Source organism: Coriobacteriia bacterium (assembly GCA_013334745.1).
Taxonomy (GTDB): domain Bacteria; phylum Actinomycetota; class Coriobacteriia; order Anaerosomatales; family JAAXUF01; genus JAAXWY01.
On record JAAXWY010000020.1, the window covers coordinates 1 to 13,414 of the forward strand.

General features: G+C 66.0%; 17 protein-coding genes. 5 read left to right on the plus strand and 12 right to left on the minus strand.

Annotation, left to right across the window (positions count from 1 at the left end):
- Positions 1 to 171 precede the first annotated feature (171 nt).
- The 3 genes from HGB10_06490 to HGB10_06500 are packed head-to-tail and all read right to left on the minus strand — an operon-like array spanning position 172 to position 2,167.
- Entirely contained in the window at positions 172 to 450 is a 279-nt protein-coding gene (locus HGB10_06490) for an AzlD domain-containing protein (protein ID NTU71450.1), read from the minus strand.
- A gap of 56 nt (positions 451 to 506) precedes the next feature.
- The gene (locus tag HGB10_06495; GenBank protein NTU71451.1) at positions 507 to 1,184 is read right to left on the minus strand and encodes an AzlC family ABC transporter permease; all 678 of its coding nucleotides are present in this window, start codon (positions 1,182 to 1,184) and stop codon (positions 507 to 509) included.
- Positions 1,185 to 1,222: 38 nt separating this feature from the next.
- A complete protein-coding gene (locus HGB10_06500; protein NTU71452.1) occupies positions 1,223 to 2,167 on the minus strand; it encodes an SDR family oxidoreductase in 945 nt (314 codons plus the stop codon).
- Positions 2,168 to 2,273: 106 nt separating this feature from the next.
- Here HGB10_06500 and HGB10_06505 point away from each other — a divergent pair, with 106 nt between their 5' ends.
- The 3 genes from HGB10_06505 to HGB10_06515 all read left to right on the plus strand — a co-directional run bounded on the left by HGB10_06505 (position 2,274) and on the right by HGB10_06515 (position 3,843).
- The gene (locus HGB10_06505; GenBank protein NTU71453.1) at positions 2,274 to 2,861 is read left to right on the plus strand and encodes an XRE family transcriptional regulator; all 588 of its coding nucleotides are present in this window, start codon (positions 2,274 to 2,276) and stop codon (positions 2,859 to 2,861) included.
- A complete protein-coding gene (locus tag HGB10_06510) occupies positions 2,848 to 3,168 on the plus strand; it encodes a DUF86 domain-containing protein (GenBank protein ID NTU71454.1) in 321 nt (106 codons plus the stop codon). The genes HGB10_06505 and HGB10_06510 overlap by 14 nt, the downstream gene beginning before the upstream one ends.
- 63 nt (positions 3,169 to 3,231) lie before the next feature.
- On the plus strand, positions 3,232 to 3,843 hold the full coding sequence (locus HGB10_06515; GenBank protein ID NTU71455.1) for a hypothetical protein: 612 nt from the start codon (positions 3,232 to 3,234) through the stop codon (positions 3,841 to 3,843).
- A 91-nt stretch (positions 3,844 to 3,934) separates the two neighbouring features.
- Here HGB10_06515 and HGB10_06520 read toward each other — a convergent pair whose 3' ends face one another.
- From HGB10_06520 to HGB10_06545, 6 genes are all read right to left on the minus strand, one after another.
- Positions 3,935 to 5,521: an MHS family MFS transporter gene (locus tag HGB10_06520; protein ID NTU71456.1), complete on the minus strand. Its 1,587-nt coding sequence runs from the start codon at positions 5,519 to 5,521 to the stop codon at positions 3,935 to 3,937.
- Positions 5,522 to 5,733: 212 nt separating this feature from the next.
- The gene (locus tag HGB10_06525; GenBank protein ID NTU71457.1) at positions 5,734 to 6,405 is read right to left on the minus strand and encodes a hypothetical protein; all 672 of its coding nucleotides are present in this window, start codon (positions 6,403 to 6,405) and stop codon (positions 5,734 to 5,736) included.
- Positions 6,406 to 6,407: 2 nt separating this feature from the next.
- Positions 6,408 to 7,118 (minus strand): CPBP family intramembrane metalloprotease, encoded by a 711-nt coding sequence (locus HGB10_06530; protein ID NTU71458.1) that lies wholly within the window; start codon positions 7,116 to 7,118, stop codon positions 6,408 to 6,410.
- Entirely contained in the window at positions 7,115 to 8,053 is a 939-nt protein-coding gene (locus HGB10_06535) for an NAD-dependent epimerase/dehydratase family protein (GenBank protein ID NTU71459.1), read from the minus strand. The genes HGB10_06530 and HGB10_06535 overlap by 4 nt, the downstream gene beginning before the upstream one ends.
- Positions 8,050 to 8,730, minus strand: a complete 681-nt coding sequence (locus HGB10_06540; GenBank protein NTU71460.1) for an NAD(P)H-dependent oxidoreductase — start codon at positions 8,728 to 8,730, stop codon at positions 8,050 to 8,052. Before HGB10_06540 ends, HGB10_06535 begins: the two co-directional genes overlap by 4 nt.
- Positions 8,708 to 9,259 (minus strand): flavodoxin family protein, encoded by a 552-nt coding sequence (locus HGB10_06545; protein ID NTU71461.1) that lies wholly within the window; start codon positions 9,257 to 9,259, stop codon positions 8,708 to 8,710. Before HGB10_06545 ends, HGB10_06540 begins: the two co-directional genes overlap by 23 nt.
- A 121-nt stretch (positions 9,260 to 9,380) precedes the next feature.
- Here HGB10_06545 and HGB10_06550 point away from each other — a divergent pair, with 121 nt between their 5' ends.
- Positions 9,381 to 10,031, plus strand: a complete 651-nt coding sequence (locus HGB10_06550; GenBank protein NTU71462.1) for a TetR family transcriptional regulator — start codon at positions 9,381 to 9,383, stop codon at positions 10,029 to 10,031.
- A gap of 94 nt (positions 10,032 to 10,125) precedes the next feature.
- A complete protein-coding gene (locus HGB10_06555) occupies positions 10,126 to 10,533 on the plus strand; it encodes a bacteriohemerythrin (protein ID NTU71463.1) in 408 nt (135 codons plus the stop codon).
- A 16-nt stretch (positions 10,534 to 10,549) separates the two neighbouring features.
- On the opposite strand, the gene HGB10_06560 is transcribed toward HGB10_06555, so the two are convergent.
- From HGB10_06560 to HGB10_06570, 3 genes are read right to left on the minus strand one after another with little or no spacing between them, the layout of a single operon-like run.
- Complete coding sequence (locus tag HGB10_06560) at positions 10,550 to 10,942, minus strand: hypothetical protein (protein NTU71464.1); 393 nt, start codon at positions 10,940 to 10,942, stop codon at positions 10,550 to 10,552.
- Positions 10,943 to 10,961: 19 nt separating this feature from the next.
- Positions 10,962 to 12,119 carry a hypothetical protein gene (locus HGB10_06565; protein NTU71465.1) on the minus strand — a complete coding sequence of 386 codons (1,158 nt, stop codon included), beginning with the start codon at positions 12,117 to 12,119 and terminating at the stop codon, positions 10,962 to 10,964.
- 59 nt (positions 12,120 to 12,178) lie between these two features.
- Positions 12,179 to 13,231 carry a hypothetical protein gene (locus HGB10_06570; protein NTU71466.1) on the minus strand — a complete coding sequence of 351 codons (1,053 nt, stop codon included), beginning with the start codon at positions 13,229 to 13,231 and terminating at the stop codon, positions 12,179 to 12,181.
- Positions 13,232 to 13,414 lie beyond the last annotated feature (183 nt).

The following is a 13,414-nucleotide window of genomic DNA, read 5'->3' on the forward strand; positions in this document are numbered from 1 at the left end:
CCGCCCCCTTCGTGGGGCGGGCGTCGTCGTCTGCACAGCGTGAGTTCGCGCCCGTCCCCGGGCATGGGTCGACCCCGCGAGGCGGTGACCTCCGGGGCCGGTGGCCGTCACCTGGCGAGAGGTTCGGGCTCGCGCAGCATAACAGGTCTCGACGGCGAGCTCTGCGGCCGCCTAGCCGAGCAGCCCCATCGCCCACTGCGCGACCCACAACACGCCCATCCCCGCGCCGAGCGTCGCGAGCGTGTTCTTGGTGCGCAACGCCACGAGCAGCGCGACGACTGCCGCAACCGTACGGGCCGGAGCGAGGCTGTAGACGGCACCCTGATGCACGTAGAGCGCACCGGGCACAACGAGCGCGGTGAGCGCTGCCACTGGCACGTGCTTGAGCAGCCGCTCGAGCCACGCAGGATGCGGCACGTGACCATGCAGGATGATCGCCATGCTTCGCATCGACCACGTGCCGGCGGTCAGCACGACGATGAGCAGCCAGAATTGGGCGGTCGGCGTCACTTCGCCTCACCCGGCTTCGGCCTGTCCGCCCAGGCGCCGAACACCATGCCCGCCAGAATCGCGACGATGAGTCCACTCTGGAGCGGCAGCACGGGTACGAGCACGGCTGACGCGACGCCCGTGACCAGCGCGACCCCCACGCCCGTCCGGTCCTTCATCGCCGGCGCGAGCATCGCGAGGAAGACAAGCGGGACCGCGAACTCGAGCCCCCACGATGCGGGGATGAACGGCCCGGCAAGCGCGCCGACGATCGTCGAGATCTGCCACACCGTCCACAACGCCGCACCGCCGCCGAAGTAGTACCAGATGACACTCACGTCCTCGCGGTACCGCCCCTCGGTCATCGTCGATGCGTAGTTCTGGTCGACGAGCATGTAGCCGAGAATCGGCCGAAGCCATCCGGGTGCCTCGGAGAGTAGCGGGGCGATCGAGGTGGAGTAGATGAACATGCGCGCGTTGATGACGAGCGCGGTGCCCAACGCGACCCACAACGGCGCTCCCCCGCCGAACAGCGTCGTCGCTGCGATCTGGGACGCGCCGGCGAACACGAACACCGACATGCCGATCGCCTCGGCCATGCCGAGACCGGCCTGAATGACCGCCGCTCCTGCGACGAGGCCGAAGGGGATGACGCCCACAAGGATCGGCAGGACTCCGCGGGCGCCCGCGATGATGCTGTGTCGCGTGTGGTGAGACGAAACGCGGGTCGTGCTCACGCGCGCGAACCGGCGATCGCGGCGTCCATATCGACGCCCGTGAGCTGCGCCGATACCTGCCACAGGCTGTTGGCGTCGTCTTCGTCGTGCGCCTTGATCGACATGCCCGCGGGCACGACGTGCCCGCGCATGCCGCCGCTCGGCCCGAAGAAGTCGCCGCCCTCGACGTCGGGCGCGGTCGCGGCGTACAGCTCGGGGAGCGCGCCGCGCGACGGCGACTGCCCCAACACGCGCACGCCCGCGAGTACGACCCACGACGTCCATGCCGGCTTGCCGAGAAACGGTCCCGCCGCCTGGAGATTGGTGCTCACGAGCCCTGGATGCGCGCCCACGCTGATCGCGTCGGTGTCGGCGTCGCGAAACGCGGCGTCGAGCTTGAGCATGAACAGGAGGTTCGCGAGCTTCGAGTCGGCGTACGACGAGTACGGCTGGTAGTTGCGGTCGGCCTGCAGGTTGTCGAAGTCGATCTCACCCGAGCGATGCGCAAGGCTGCTCACGGTCACGACTCGCGCGGCCGGGGTCGCGAGAATCAGCGGCATGAGCCTCCCGGTGAGTGCGAAGTGACCCAGATGGTTCACCCCGAACTGCAGCTCGAAACCTTGCGCCGTGGTCATCCGCTGCGGTGGCGCCATGATGCCGGCGTTGTTGAGCAGGATGTCGAGGCGCTCGTGACCTGCGGAGAACTTCTCGGCGAACGACTGGACCGAGGCGAGGTCGGACAAGTTGAGCTGCTCGGTCTCGATCAAAGCCGAGGGGATTGCGTCCTTGATGAGCGCGATGGCTTTCGTGCACCGCTCTTCGTTGCGGCCAGCCAGCACGACGCGCGCGCCGTGGGCAGCCAGCGCTGCGGCTGATGCGAGCCCCAGCCCGCGGGTCGCACCGGTCACGATCGCCACCTTACCGGTGAGATCGGAGATATCGTCTGCACTCCAGCCTGGCACGATCACGACCTTTCGATGTGCGCGCCGAGTCCAGCGCGAAGGTCATTGTAGTTGACGGGCGAGATATCCTTTTCGAACTATATATCGTTTCTGATATTCTCAGCACATGGACTCGCTACTCAGCATCGGTTCGGCCTTGATCGCATGGCGCCAGGCGCAGGGCGTGACGCAGTCCGAGCTCGGGCGTCGGCTCGGCGTTTCGCAGCCACAGGTCGCACGCTGGGAGCGCGACGACTACCGATCGATCTCACTTGCGCGCCTCGCGCTCGTCGCTGACGCACTTTGCTGGTCGCCCGTGGCAGCTGCGCAACCAAACGCTGCCGAGTCCGCCGTTGAGTATCGGACGGCACTCCCGGGCGCGGAGCCGGACGCACTCGTCGCGTACGCGCGCCTCGGCGTTCCAGAGGGCGCTCTTGCCGCGTTCGCCCGGTCGCACCACATCGAACGGCTCGCACTGTTCGGCTCGATCCTGACCGATAGGTTCACACCGGCCAGTGATGTCGACGTGCTTGTCACGTATGGCGAGGGCAACACGCCGTCCCTGTTCGAGCTGGCCGATCACGAGACTGAGTTCTCGGCGATTCTGCGGCGCCGCGTCGACCTGGTCGTGCGTGGGGGCGTCGAGGCGAGCAGCAACCCGATCCGAAGACGCGAGATCCTCGACTCAGCGAAGACGCTCTATGCGCGACCCTAGGGCATGCGTCGCCGACATCGTCACGTTCTCGCGACGCGCACTCGAGTACGTCGAAGGCGTCGATCGCGATCGGTTCCTCGCAGAGACCGGCGTCCAAGACCAGGTCATCCGCTGCCTCGAGGTCATCGGCGAGGCGGCCCGCCGCACTCCGGAAGAGACTCGGGCTGTGTACCCCGGCGTGCCCTGGGCCCAGATGGCCGGTCTCCGCAACCGTCTGGCGCATGAGTACGATGCCGTCGACATGGAGTCCGTGTGGCTCACGGTGACGCGGGACCTGCCCGAGGTGCTTGACCATCTCGGCGTGTAGTCGGAATCAGTCGCGGCTTGGGGGTATGAACATCTCGCAGGCTCGTCGGACAGGAGGCACGCCGTGACAGCACTCGACCCGCGCGCCCTCGCAGCGCTCTACAAGCCGTCCCCCAAGACGCCCGTCATCATCGACGTGCCGCCCATGCGATTCCTGCAGCTCAGCGGCGTGGGTGGCATCGCCGAGGCCGAGTTCCAGACGGCCATCGGCACACTCTTCGCCCTCGCCTACCCGGTGAAGTTCGCGGCCAAGAAGCGGCTCGGGCTCTCGTACAAGGTCTCGCCGCTCGAAGGCATCTACCACGACCCGGTCAGCACGGCGATCCCGCTCGTCGACCGAGAGCGGCTTCAGTGGCGGCTCATGATCATGCTGCCCGACGAGGTCTCCGGCGAGTTCGTCGACGAAGTGCGCGAGAAGGTCATCTCGAAGAAGAACCCGCCGCGCATGTCCGAGGTCATCGTGCAGACGTTCTCGGAGGGCCCAAGCGTCCAGATCATGCACATCGGTCCATACGCCGACGAGCTGCCCACCGTCGAGCGCCTCATCGCATTCGCCGAAGACAACGGCTACGACGTCACCGGTGACCACCACGAGATCTACATCGGCGACCCCAACCGCGCGGACCTGAGCAAGCTCAAGACCGTCGTGCGCTACGGCATCACTCGCACCAAATAGCCGGCCCTCGGCTAGTGCATCCGCTACATGAAGCAGCGCCCGCCCCTCGTTTCCGAAGGACGGGCGCCGTGTGCCTAACTCGTGAGGCTAACTAGACCTCGTCAGGTGCTTCCTGAATCGCGTTCCCACCGGAGCCGTGCTCGGAGTGGTGCGCGATGGACTCACCCGAGTGGATGTCGATCTGCTTCGTCTCAGGCAGCATGAGCATACCGATGACGAACGTGGATCCGGTGACAATCATCGGGTACCACAGACCGGCGTAGTTGTTCTTCGTCGCGGTCAGCCAGCTGAGGCCGATGATCGGCACCATGCCACCGAACACGCCGTTACCGATGTGGTACGGCAGCGACATCGAGGTGTAGCGGATCGATGTCGGGAACAGCTCAACGAGGAATGCTGCGATCGGGCCGTACACCATGGTCACGTAGATGACCTGAAGGAAGACGCAAAAGCCGAGGATCCAGGGGTTGTAGCCCGTATACGGGAACAGGAACTTCTGGAACTTGACCTGAATCTGCTGGTCGACGGTGACGGTCGAGACGTTGACCTTGGTGCCGTCGGCGAGCACGACGGTCGGCTCGGGCTTGCCGGCCTCAGTAGCGGCCTTGGCAGCCTTCTGGTAGGCAGCAACGTCGTCCTTGGATGCCGCGTACGAAGCCGGGGCACTCGCGGCCATGAGGCCGTAGATCGGGTACCAGGTCAGCACGGCGAGGAGCATACCGGCCATGATGATCGGCTTGCGGCCGATCTTGTCAGACCACGAACCGAAGAGCACGAAGAACGGAGTCGCGACAAGCAGTCCGCCTGCGACGATGAGGTTCGACGGCACCAGCGCGACGTGGAAGACCTTCTGCAGGTAGAACAGAGCGTAGAACTGACCCGTGTACCACACGACGCCCTGACCGGCCGTGGCACCGAAGAGGGCCAGGAGGACCCACTTCAGGTTGTACGGGTTCATGAAGGATTCCTTGAGCGGGTTCTTCGACAGACCACCGGACTTCTTGAGGCCGGCGAACAGCGGAGACTCCTTGAGCGAAATACGAATGTAGAGCGACACCGCGACCAGAAGGGCCGACAGCAGGAACGGCACACGCCAGCCCCACGCGTTGAACTGGTCGGGGGTCATGCTCATCTTGGTGATGAGGATGACGCCCAGCGACATGAACAGACCGGCGGTCGCCGTGATCTGGATCCAGCTGGTGTAGAAGCCGCGCTTACGCTCGGGGGCGTGCTCTGCGACGTAGGTGGCAGCACCGCCGTACTCACCGCCCAGAGCGAGGCCCTGCAGGATACGAAGGCCGATGAGGATGACACCGGCGATCGGGCCGATGCGGTCGATCGTGGGCAGCAAGCCTACCGCGAACGTACAGACACCCATCAGGGTCATCGTGACCATGAAGGTGTACTTGCGTCCAATCAGGTCTCCCAGACGACCGAACACGATGGCGCCGAACGGGCGGACGATGAATCCGACCGCGAACGCGGCGAGCCACGCGATAAGGTCACCCAGCGAGGTGCCCGTCTGATAGAACTTACTGGAGATGACTGTTGCAAGGCTTCCGAAGATGTAGAAGTCGTACCACTCGACCATCGTACCGACGGATGCCGCTGCGATGATCTTGACGATACCGGTTGTATCGACATCGACTGTCTTCTTCGCCGCTGTGGTGTCTGCCATCCTCCATCCCTCCTTCTTTGTGTTGACGCATCTGAACCGGACATGCCGGTCGGATACGTCCGGCGCAATGAACGTACCTGTGCAAGCCGGAGCAAGGGAGGAAGTCGCCGCCAACGGTGAACAAATGTCGGTCTAAGGCGCAAATTGCACCGTGAGCGGGGCGGGCGGTGGCTACACGCCCGCGAACGGACTCGCTCGGTGCGGTACGGGGCTTAGATGAGGACGGCGTCTCGTTCGACGCGCTGGAGATGGGCTTCTGTCGCCACGAACGCGAGTGACAGAGCGACCTCGCCCGCGTTACTGACGAAGAAGCCGGCCACGCTGATGGGCACGGCCGCAGCGACGAACATCACGACACCACCCGCGAGCAGCCACGACCAGCCGGTACGCCGCCAGATGATCACGCCCGCCACGATCACGACGACGACCATGACGAGCGCGGGGACCGGGGGACCCGGGAAGCCGCCGCCGTTGGTGTAGTAGAAGAGGTCGCCCTGGATGACCGGTTCGAACTCGAGCAGCACGACCGAGCGCACGAACCCGAGCGTTGCCATCGCGAGGTAGAGCACCCACTCGGCGATGACCGAGACGCGCCCTTGGAGTCGAGGCGCGCCCACGCGACGCATCAGCTCGAAGCCGGTGAGAATCCAGATGGGCGTGAGCAGCGCATGCCCGACGAAGCGCGGCCAGGAGAGCGCCACGAGGAGCGAGCCGTCGCCGATCGTCGCGCCCGCTGCCACGATCGCGTTATCCCACACGAGCAGCGCGATGGGCAGTGCAAGCGTGAAAGCGCCCAGCGACCTACGCCGTGCGAACAGCACGAATCCCCATATCGCGATGACCAACTGGGCGAGAGCGAAGCCGATGTAGGCGGCGGTGAGCATGTTCACTCCTCGGAATGTGCTGCGGACAGCGCCAACGCCGAGATTATCACCACGTCTTGGAGGAAGTGGATAGTCCACGCCCAGAAGATGCCGCCGGTGTCGATGACCGAGCCCGCCAGCAACCACCCGAGGAACCCTGCGAGCAGTGCACCGATGATGCCGTTGGGCATGCCGCGGTAGTGAGGCGCCCCGAAGATGACCGCCGAGATAAGCAGCACCCACGGGGTGGCGACCACGCCCACCAGCGGCACGATGATGCCGAGCCGGAAGATGGCCTCCTCGGCGAAGGAGTTCGTGAGCGCGAACAGCAGGACCCAACCCAGCAGCGGGGCCAGCTCGGCAAGCCGCACACCGGTGCCGCGGAAGCGGAAGAACAGGAAGATGCTCGTCACGACGGTGATGGTGACGGCGAACGACAGCCCGAGGGTGGCCCAGGTGTCACTCGGCCCGATACCCAGCCACGCCACAGGTGTCGCCGGAGCGCCAATCGTCCCCACCGAGAAGTAGCGCGCGAAGTTCTCGGGATTCAGCAGCCAGCTCACGCCGAGCACCGCCGCCGCGACAACCAGCGAAGCGGGCTGATAGACGATCTGCGACGCGATGTAGGAGTTGCGACCGGGCTTGGCCGGTCGGCGCCGCGCGAGCGCGGGCAGCGCGAACAGCAGCGCGGCTGCGGCGGCGAACTGCACGACGAGCGTGATCGCGAGCGTCATCGGCGGGCCTTGAACCAAGCGACGGTCTTCGCCATGCCCGCGGGAAGCGGCGTGGCCTTCAGGCCGAACTCGCGCTCGATGGCGCTCGAATCGACCACGAACGGCTCGGTGAACTCGTAGAGCATCTCGACGGATTCCTTGGCGACCGGCATGAACAGTCCGCCGATACGAATGGTGAGCGGGCTGAGCGCCCCCGTCTTCTCGGGAAGGCCTGCGGCCTTGAAGGCGTGCGCAACCGTGGCTCGGCCGGTGACGGCGGGCGCGTGCGGCAGGTTCCACGTGCGGCCGAACGCGCGATCCTCGGTACCGAGCGTCGCCAGACCACGACCGACGTCCTCTATATATGCGTAGGAGTGCACGACGTCGGCGCTCCCCACGAGCGAGACCTTCTTGCCCGCAAGCAACGGCTCGAACACCATCGTGCCCATCGCTGAGTCGACGACGCCCGGACCGTAGTAGTCGGCCGCGCGCCCCGTGGCGACTTCAAGGTCTCCGGCCGCCATCAGCTCGAGGAGCTCCTCGGTCATCGCCGCGCGAGTCGCACCCTTCTTCGAGCACGGGTTCATCGGCGTGGACTCGGTCATGGGACCGTTCACCCGGCCCAACCCGTACAGGTTCTCGAGCGAGACGTAGCGAGCACCGACGCTCCGTGCAGCAGCGACGACGCCGCGCTGGAGCGGCGGGAACAGCTCGGGCCACTTGCTGTAGTTGGGATTGAGGCACTGGTAGACGACGCTCGCGCCCTGGGCGGCGTTCGTCGCCTGCGCCGCGTCACTCGCGTCGGTCACCGCAACGACTTCGACATCGGCAGGCATCGCGGCGGGCCGCTTGCCTGAGCGGTTGACCGCGCGCACGCGCAGGCCCTTCTCGGCGAGCGCGATCGCGGTGTTCGTACCCGCCGGCCCCGTGCCGAACACCACATGAAGATCGCTCACTGTGTTGCCCCCTTTGCGTACGGCGCCGCGAAGCGTCGATCCCACGCGCCGTTCTTCTTGAGCTGACCGTTCCAGTAGAACTGCGACAGCGGCACCTTCATCATCACCGAGGCGAACGCGACTCCGGCCGGCGTCATGTGCTCCTTGCCGGCGACCTTCGCCAGCGTCTGGGCGTCGAACTCACCGCGCATCGCGAGCTGCTCGCCAAGCGCGTGCACGTTCTTCCACAGGCCGCCCAGCGCCTGATCGGGCATCGCCTGAAGCGACTCGCCGCTGCCTTTCACGATTGTTCCCGCATACGGCGCGCCCAATCGGGCAGCCAGCTTCACGAAGTAGCGCTCCAAGCCGCGCGAGTGCGCAGCCTCGGGGAAGCCTGACTGCACCAGGAAGCCGAGCCGGGGCGCCGAGTCGCTGCCCACGTACGGCTCGAGCTGCTCGATGAAGCGCATCACGAGCCCGGGCATCGAGTCGGTGTAGAGCGGCGTGCCGAGCACGACGGTTCCCGCTGTGGCGAACTCAGCGACCGCTCGATCGAAGTCGGCCGACTTGGCGAGGTGCAGCGCAACCGGCTCGTCGCCACCGGCGGCGGCCCAGCCCTCCGCGAGCTTGGAGAGCATCCGCATCGAGTTGGAGCGCGGGCCTCTCGGCGAACCGTTAAGCAACAGCAGCGAGCTCATTGGTGGCCTCCTTCACGGGAGTCGTCGCGATCGTGGTGAACGCGACGCGCGTCTTGATGTTGCGCGCCATGCGCGACCAGAGGTGTTCGGTGATCTCGAGGTCTTCGGCATCGGTGTCGTCGGTGGGGCCGAGCACGAGGCCGAAGAGCGGGTACCGGGCGTAGCGGGCACGGTGGTGCTGCTCTCCGCCCTCGATGGTGAAGTAGGGATGCACAAGCGGGATCATCTGGTCGGCCGTGCGCTTGAGGAGCGAGCTGGTGAAGCCCATGTGGACGGGCGATGCCAGCACCGTCAGGTCACTCGCGAGCACCTGGGTGCACACCCGCGCACTCTCGTCCTTGCGTGCGCATTCGCCCGGGGTCTTGACCCAGCAGCCCCAGCAGCCGGTGCATCCCTTGATGTCGAGATCGCGTAGATCGAGCGTGGTCACGTCGTGACCTTCAACTTCGAGCTGCGCCGCGTACTCCTGCACGTAGGCGTCGAACTCGCTGCCGGCATCCGGTTCACCGTTCAGGATCGTGATGAGCATTGCGGCCCCCTTTCCCTATCGTGTTATTCTACGCTGTAGAACTGATGATGTGTGCTATTCTACGGCGTAGAACCAACCTGTCAACCCCCCGCTTTGGGGTGCACCGAGAAGGGCTGCTCGCATGGCCGCACGCAAGAAGGCACCCGCCACCCCGCTCACGCGAGAGCACATCATTCAGACGGCGCTCGCCATCGTCGATGCCGAGGGGCTCAAGGCGCTCTCGATGCGGCGGCTCGGCGCGGAGCTCGGCGTCGACCCGATGGCGGTCTACTACCACGTGCCCAACAAAGACGCCCTGCTCGACTCCATCGTCGAAGCGGTGATGGGCACCATCGACCTGACTGCCGACGATCCGAGCGTGCCCGCCGAGGAGCGCATCGTGCACGCAGCCCGCGCCTATCGCGACGCCATGCTCGCGCACCTCAACGCGCTGCCGGCTGTCATGTCGCGTGGCCCGCGCACGCCGGTCGCGATGCGTCCGGTCGAGTTGCTGATCGGCATTCTGCGCGATGCCGGCCTGGCGCCCGCTCAGGCGATGGCCGGCATGAACGCGATCGCCGCCACCGTCCGCGGCACCGTCGCCATGGTTGCGACTGAGGCCGTCGAGCCGGCGACGCCCGAGGACATGGCGCACATGGCCGATCTCTTCCCCGCCGATGAGTTCCCACATCTGCGCGAGGCCACGATGTGCCCTTCGGACTTCATCGACGCCGACTTCGAGTTCGGCGTGCGTGCGCTCGCTCGAGGGCTGCTCGGCAGCGTGCGGGGCTGACCGCTCACCGAATCCTGCGCAGGGGCTTTGCCGCGCGACGGCGAAGTGAGTGACTGAGAGCCTGACCCAGCCGCACTTCACGAGAGTATTCCGAGTGGACCCCATCATCTGGAACGAACGCCTCGCCACCGGCGACGCGCACATAGACGGCCAACACGCCGAGTTGCACGACCTCGTCATGGAACTGGGCATCCTCGCCGACGAGGACCCCGATCCGGTTCGGCTCGGCGAGGTCTTGTTCGATGTGCTCGCCTACGCGTCCACGCATTTTGAGGACGAAGAAGCGCTCATGGAGCGCATGGGGTTCCCCGGGCTGGAGCGGCAGCGCGAACTGCACACGGGCTTCAAGAGCACTGTGGAGGAGTTCGCCCGAAGGTTCAGCGAGGGTGACACCACGCTCACGGCCGCACTGGTACAGGAGAATCTCCAGCAGTGGCTGCTCACGCACGTATGGGAAGAGGACCTGCAGTTCGCGGCCTACGGCCGGCAACGAGGCAACTGACGCGCTGATTACGCGTTCAGTCCTCCTGCATGATCTCGATCTCGACCCCGTCCGGATCCGAGAAGAACAGCAGGCTGTAGCCGATCGGAACGCGGCGCACCTCAAGCTCGGGTGGCGCGACACCTGCCGCCTTCAGGCGCGCGAGAGTGCCGTCGATGTCTGTCGTGCGAAGCGCCAGGTGCCGAAAACCCAGCTGCCCGCGGCCTGCGGGTGCGGGCGCGCCGGCGGCCGGCTCGGCGTACCAGAACAGCTCGATCTCAAAGTCGCCGAGCCTCACGAACCGGATCGCGCGCGAGCCATCCTCAGAGGGCAGATCGTTGACCGTCTCGAATCCCAGCGCCCGGTAGAAGGTCGTCGACCGCTCCAAATCGCTCACGACGATACCTATGTGGTGAGGCGTCAGATCCATGTGGGTTCCTCTCGGCGGGTCAGAGCGCGGGGACCGTGGACTCGAGCGAACGCAGCGAACCCCCGACGAACCAACTCGTCCCGATGGCGCGCCTGTAGGCGTCGGCCGAAGCCTTCGAGGTCAGCAACTGCCAGTTCTGGGTGCCGAAGCTGACGGTGGGCTCGCGCTTGTCGTAGTAGACGATCGCCTTGACCTGGTGGTGTCGGCTCGCCGCGTGCATGAAGCTGTCGTAGATCCACTTGGGCTTGTTGATGCCGGTGCCCGTGGTGCAGCCGATCTCGGGGATGACCACCGGCTTGTGCTTCGTCGAGAAGTAGGCCAGCGGCTTGGTGAAGAGCTGGTCGAAGGTGCGCCCTCGCGGGTAGATGCTGTTGCGCCAGTTAAACGCCGAGACCCCCGTCCAGTCGACGTACGCGTCACCCGGGTAGAACGCGTCGTAACCGTTCGCGCTCGTGTTGGGGACGCTGACGTGATTCGGGGTCCACACCCAGGTGACGTTGGTCGCACCCTCCTGAGCGAAGATGCCGTGCAGATAGCGCCAGGTCTCGCGGTACTTCGCGGGTGTGTTGCCGTTCACGGTGCCACCCCACGGATACCAGGTGCCGTTCATCTCGTGCATCGGCCGAAGCATGATGGGGCCGCCACAGGCCTTGGCCGCCCGCGCCCATCGACGGATGTAGTCATCGAAGTCGCCGGCCAGGATGCGGTCGAGCGAGTATCTGGGCATGTCTGCCGGATTCGAGCCCGCAGCGGGCAACGCCCACGGCTCCCACGTGATCAGCGGGATGGCGCCCCGACGCTGCACGCCTTTCACGTACGAGGTCTGGAACTCGGCACCCGTGGCATCTCCCCACTGCTGATACCACGTCACGATCGCAGGTCGCTTCCTGTATCGCGTCTTGTACGTATCGAGTACGCCCATGGTGAACGGCGCGGGAGGCTCGAAGATGCCGGTGTACAGGCCTTTGGTTGGGCCGAGAATCTTCTTCGAAGCAGCGAGGCGCACGGCAGCCGGTGCCGTCGCTGCGGAGGCCTGCGCGACCGGTCCGAAGGCGTGCGGGGCCGAGCCGGGCCCGTTCGTGCCGACGGCCGCGAGCGCAAGAGCGCACAGCAGGGCACCGCCGAGAAGCGCCGTGCGCATGAAACGCGAGGTGTTGCGCGGGGACCTGATCGTCACGCCTCCACTCTGGTGTCGATGGGTGCAGCGGATCTCAATCGTAGCATCGGGGTCGTCGGCTACGGCTTTGCGGCTCCGTCTTGCGATCGGAGAAGACTCGAGCCCGAAGCCCCCACGAAGTACTCGGAGGAGAGGGCCGAGCGGTACGCCTTGGCGGACGCCGGCGAACTGCCGATCTGCCAGTTCTGTGCTCCGTTGACGCCCTTCTCAGGCTTGTCGTAATAGACCACACCACCGATGGCCGGGTACTCGTCCTCGATCCGCTCGTACGCGTCTGCGATCCAGGCGGGCTTGTCGACACCGGTGTTGCACGCCGTCTCGGACACAAGAATCGGCTTGCCGAGCGACTCGAGGTAGGCGACCGGCTTCGTGTACATGCTTGCGAACGACGCGCCATTTCGCCGAAGACGGGTTCTCCCCCAGTTGAAACCGGAGATCGCAGTCCAGTCGACGTACTCGTCACCCGGGTAGTAGTTCGCCCACGCGTTGCCGCGCGTGTCCGGGACGCTCAGCCAGTTGACGGACCACACCCAGGTCACGTTCGTCGCGCCCTCGGCATCGAAGATGTCGTGGACGTGGCGCCATGCCGCGATGAACCTCGCCGCGGAATTGGTGTTGACGGTGCCGCCCCACGGATACCAGTTACCGTTCATCTCATGCATCGGACGGAGCATGATCGGCCCGTCCACTGCACCCGCCGCCCGTGCCCACCGGCGAATGGAGGCGTCGTAATCACCGGCGATGATCCGGCTCAGCGCGAACGACGGATCGTTCGCGGGGTTCTTGAGTTCGTGCGGTCGATCGCCGGGGGCCCACGGCTCCCACGTGACGAGTGGTATCGAGCCCCGCTTCAACACGGCGTTCGCCTCGTCCGTGGAGAACTCGCCGGCCGCACCCTTCGCCCACGGCTGATACCACATCACGATAGCCGGCTGGTGGCCGTACTTGTCGGCGTAGCGGTCGAGCGCGGAGAGATCGTATGGTGCCGGCGGAGTGAAGACGCCGGCGTACGCTCCGGCCGCGGGTCGCACCACTTTCCCATCGGCCCCAGTGCGCGCATCGGGCCGTGGTGTCGCGATCGCACCAGGCTCGGCACCGGCCGACTGCTGCACCGACGAGCTCGACAGCTGGGAGGCTGCGGGGCGATCGGCGGAGGTGCCGGGAGCAGGGGTGCTCGGTGTACCTGCGCAGCCGCCGACACTCATGAGGAGCGCGCCACACGTGAGGGCGTACGCAACGAGCGCAAGCCCTGCGCGGTGGGGTGATGCTGACCTGGGGCGAGTGCGACGCATGCC

Bases quoted from the DNA above. Each gene is read 5' to 3' on its own strand.
- HGB10_06490 (NTU71450.1), bottom strand. From the start codon at position 450: ATGCGAAGCATGGCGATCATCCTGCATGGTCACGTGCCGCATCCTGCG.
- HGB10_06505 (NTU71453.1), top strand. From the start codon at position 2,274: ATGGACTCGCTACTCAGCATCGGTTCGGCCTTGATCGCATGGCGCCAG.
- HGB10_06510 (NTU71454.1), top strand. From the start codon at position 2,848: ATGCGCGACCCTAGGGCATGCGTCGCCGACATCGTCACGTTCTCGCGA.
- HGB10_06520 (NTU71456.1), bottom strand. From the start codon at position 5,521: ATGGCAGACACCACAGCGGCGAAGAAGACAGTCGATGTCGATACAACC.
- HGB10_06525 (NTU71457.1), bottom strand. From the start codon at position 6,405: ATGCTCACCGCCGCCTACATCGGCTTCGCTCTCGCCCAGTTGGTCATC.
- HGB10_06530 (NTU71458.1), bottom strand. From the start codon at position 7,118: ATGACGCTCGCGATCACGCTCGTCGTGCAGTTCGCCGCCGCAGCCGCG.
- HGB10_06540 (NTU71460.1), bottom strand. From the start codon at position 8,730: ATGAGCTCGCTGCTGTTGCTTAACGGTTCGCCGAGAGGCCCGCGCTCC.
- HGB10_06545 (NTU71461.1), bottom strand. From the start codon at position 9,259: ATGCTCATCACGATCCTGAACGGTGAACCGGATGCCGGCAGCGAGTTC.
- HGB10_06550 (NTU71462.1), top strand. From the start codon at position 9,381: ATGGCCGCACGCAAGAAGGCACCCGCCACCCCGCTCACGCGAGAGCAC.
- HGB10_06560 (NTU71464.1), bottom strand. From the start codon at position 10,942: ATGGATCTGACGCCTCACCACATAGGTATCGTCGTGAGCGATTTGGAG.